Genomic DNA, 3398 nt, shown 5'->3' on the forward strand with positions numbered 1-3398 from the left:
TGACGTTGGTGGCTCAAAGTTTTAATGATATTGAAGGCTATAATGCAAACCATCCAGACAATCTAGTGGTAGCCTACAATACATCCCTAATAGATAGCATTCTTGATCAGATGATGGTCACATTTGGAGGTAGTGGTATACTATAGAAGTTAAAAATAAACCCTTAAATATATGTCAATTCTTACCGTTGTTATTATTGTAGTCATTTTGGTGCTTTTGTGGCTCGCGGGTGCCTACAATGGCTTTATTCGTAAGATCAATCAAGCCAAGGAAGCCTGGTCAGATATCGATGTCCAGCTCAAGCGTCGTTATGATTTGATTCCAAACCTAGTCAACACCGTTAAGGGCTACGCTACTCATGAAAGCGAGGCCTTTGAAAAAGTTTCTGCGGCGCGAACAGCTGCGATGGGGGCGGGGACTTTGACTGACAAGGCTCAGGCTGAAAATAATTTGGCTGGAGCTTTGAAATCAGTTTTTGCGATTGCTGAGGCCTACCCAGATTTGAAAGCCAATACAAACTTCCTCGAGCTTCAGCGTGAGCTTTCAGATACGGAAAATAAAATTCAGGCCGCTCGACGTTTTTACAATGGAACAGTGCGTGATCTCAACACCGCAGTAGATTCCTTTCCTTCAAATATTATTGCTGGAGTTTTTGGTTTTCCTAAAATGGAATTTTTCGGCCTTGAAGAATCAGAAGCTGCAGCTAAACAGCCAGTCGAAGTGAAGTTCTAGTCAAATAATTTTAAAAATATGGGATTCGAATTGCCACAAGAAGATAGCGAAAAAATTCAAAGATCTATAGAGTTTGTTCTCAAACTTGCCGCCGCTGATAATATTTCTGATGATGAAGCTGCTGAAAGTATGCTTAACCAACTTAATGAAAATAAAGCATCTCCAAATTTTTCTGAAATGCTGGTTAATCTTGACCCCTTAGCTAATAAAAGTGGAACCAAATCTCTTTCCGTAGAAGCTAAAAACAGACTAAGAAAGGTCCTTGACAGTTTTTTAGCATAAAAATCAAAAATTATTTACAATTCGAGACAAAAATAATTAAATGGCTACTCTCTACACCCAACAATCTTCAAATGTGTCCAAGACATGGCTTCTTATGGCCTGCTTTTTGGCTGTGATCATAGGACTTGGATATAGCCTGAGTCTGGTCTATGGAAATGAAGCCATACTTTATATTGCAGTTATTTTTAGTGTGATCATGAATATTACTGGGTATTGGTTTGCAGATAAGATTGCTCTCGCTAGTGCTCGGGCTGTCGCCATCGATCCTGTGCACAATCCCGATCATCTCGAGCTTCAGCGGATTGTGGAGAATTTGGCTATCACAGCTGGCTTGCCGACCCCTCGCATATATATAGTGCAAGATTCTTCGCCCAACGCTTTTGCCACTGGTCGGGACAAAAATCACGCGGCTATTGCAGTGACCAGCGGGCTTTTGGCTTTGCTAGATCGAAGCGAGCTTGAAGGGGTGCTCGCTCACGAACTTTCACATATAGGCAATCGAGATATTTTACTTTCGACTATCGTCGTTGTGTTGGTCGGTTTTGTGTCGCTCGCCTCAAACATTTTTCTTCGGAGTTCGTTTCTAGGTTTTGGAGGTGGCCGTCGAAGCAATAACGGGGAAGGTGGCAACCCTATCTTAGCCATTATTGGGATTGTTTTTATTATTCTTTCACCGATTGTGGCGGTGATTATTCAGCTGGCTATTTCGCGACGACGTGAGTTTTTGGCCGACGCGACTGGAGCTTTGATTACGCGCTATCCAGAAGGCTTGGCTTCGGCTTTGGAAAAAATCAGTCAGGTAGGGGCTACTCATCCACTCATGCATGCATCACAAGCAACTGCACATCTCTATATCAGTAATCCTTTCGGAGCAAAAGCCAGCAAAGGCTTATCTAAACTTTTTATGACCCATCCTCCGACCGAGGAGCGTATCGCGGCGTTGCGAGGACAACAGAGTTTTTAAGTGTATGCAAAAAATAATTGACAGAATAATCGCAGCCACTTTTTTGAAAGTCATTCCCCAAAGTGTCACTCCAAATAGTCTGACCTGGACACGCTTTTTTTTGACGCCCTTTGTCTTCTTTTTCCTGCTGATCCATATGTATGGTCTCGGGATTATTGTTTTAGGGCTGGCTCTTTTGACGGACGCTATTGATGGGGCTTTGGCGCGGACGCGAGGTCAGATTACTGAATGGGGTCAGCTCTATGATCCGGTAGCTGACAAGCTGCTAGTAGGGGGCACAGCTCTGATCATATTACCTCAATTTGTCGGCTGGCTTATTCCAGGAATAATAGTTATTCTTGAAGTTGGCATTATATTTCAAGCTTGGCATCGCAAAAAAACCCAAGAAAGGGTTATTAGCGCCAAATGGGAAGGAAAATTGAAAATGATTTTTCAATCGGCCGCTCTCCTCTGCATTTGTGTTTTTATTTTCTATCCCCTAAGCATTTTACTGCTGTTAGCCCAGCTCTTTTTTTGGCTGGCCATCCTTTTAGCCACCCTCTCTCTTTTTGTGTATAGGACGATCTAGATCTGAACAATATAAAAATTTCTTTAACTTTCCTTGAGCGAGTTTTTAATTCGACTTGCTATAATCTGCTCAGATTTTATCAATTATGAGAATTATAAAAGATATCTTAGTTCTTTCGGAGGAATTTAATAAAATGGAAGCTGCCATTAGGAGGGTAAAACTAGTCTTCACTTTTTGGGGATGTCGCGCAGGTCGACGGACCGAGCGACAGCAAAATCTTAGTAAAGATTTATGCGTGTCCCAAAAAAGTGAAGATTAGTTTTTACCCGCATTCTTGGCACGCTCAGTCTTATTGAGATATTTCTTTCGAATCCGCGTGCTTTTTGGGGTGACTTCAAGATATTCATCTTCAGCCATGATTTCAAGACCACGTTCGATGGTGATTTCAACAGCGGGGTTTAGATAGGTCGTTCCATCCGATCCTGAGGCGCGCATATTAGTAAGCTGCTTACCTTTGGTAGGGTTCACATCGAGGTCATCCCCTTTGGTGACGTTGCCGATGACCATGCCGACGTAGACTTCAGTTCCTGGGGTGACATAGATGACGCCTCGTTCTTGGAGATTGCCGAGGGCAAAGGTAAGCACCTTGCCATTTTCCATGGAAATCATAGAGCCAGTTTCGCGCTTGGTGATTTCTCCGACATACTCCTTAAATTCAGTGAAACGACTAGAAAGAATCCCTTCACCCCTGGTGTCGATGACAAATTGGTTGCGGTAGCCCAGCAGGCCGCGTGTAGGAATATCAAAAATCATGCGGACAATGTTGCCATCCTGCTTCATTGAAGTCATGAGGCCTTTGCGTTTGCCGAGTTTTTCGATCACAATACCGGATACTTCACTCGGCACTTCTAC

Annotated in this window: 5 protein-coding genes; 4 read left to right on the forward strand and 1 reads right to left on the reverse strand. The window is 43.1% G+C overall.

Annotated features, from left to right (window positions below; all coding sequences use genetic code 11):
- Nucleotides 1–171: 171 nt before the first annotated feature.
- From PHF79_04150 to PHF79_04165, 4 genes are read left to right on the forward strand one after another with little or no spacing between them, the layout of a single operon-like run.
- The gene (locus PHF79_04150; GenBank protein ID MDD5318972.1) at nt 172–732 is read left to right on the forward strand and encodes a LemA family protein; all 561 of its coding nucleotides are present in this window, start codon (nt 172–174) and stop codon (nt 730–732) included.
- Between the two features lie 18 nt (nt 733–750).
- On the forward strand, nt 751–1014 hold the full coding sequence (locus PHF79_04155; GenBank protein MDD5318973.1) for a hypothetical protein: 264 nt from the start codon (nt 751–753) through the stop codon (nt 1012–1014).
- A 40-nt stretch (nt 1015–1054) separates the two neighbouring features.
- On the forward strand, nt 1055–1978 hold the full coding sequence (locus PHF79_04160; protein MDD5318974.1) for a M48 family metallopeptidase: 924 nt from the start codon (nt 1055–1057) through the stop codon (nt 1976–1978).
- Nucleotides 1979–1982: 4 nt separating this feature from the next.
- Nucleotides 1983–2546: a CDP-alcohol phosphatidyltransferase family protein gene (locus PHF79_04165; protein MDD5318975.1), complete on the forward strand. Its 564-nt coding sequence runs from the start codon at nt 1983–1985 to the stop codon at nt 2544–2546.
- Between the two features lie 255 nt (nt 2547–2801).
- Here PHF79_04165 and PHF79_04170 read toward each other — a convergent pair.
- A partial coding sequence (locus PHF79_04170; GenBank protein MDD5318976.1) for a translational GTPase TypA occupies nt 2802–3398 on the reverse strand: 597 nt, incomplete at its 5' end.

This window comes from Candidatus Paceibacterota bacterium (genome assembly GCA_028714275.1).
Taxonomy (GTDB): Bacteria; Patescibacteriota; Minisyncoccia; order Phycocordibacterales; family CAINVO01; genus CAINVO01.

Excerpts from the sequence above, each read along its gene's own strand:
- PHF79_04150 (MDD5318972.1), top strand. The coding sequence starts at position 172 with ATGTCAATTCTTACCGTTGTTATTATTGTAGTCATTTTGGTGCTTTTG.
- PHF79_04155 (MDD5318973.1), top strand. The coding sequence starts at position 751 with ATGGGATTCGAATTGCCACAAGAAGATAGCGAAAAAATTCAAAGATCT.
- PHF79_04160 (MDD5318974.1), top strand. The coding sequence starts at position 1,055 with ATGGCTACTCTCTACACCCAACAATCTTCAAATGTGTCCAAGACATGG.
- PHF79_04165 (MDD5318975.1), top strand. The coding sequence starts at position 1,983 with ATGCAAAAAATAATTGACAGAATAATCGCAGCCACTTTTTTGAAAGTC.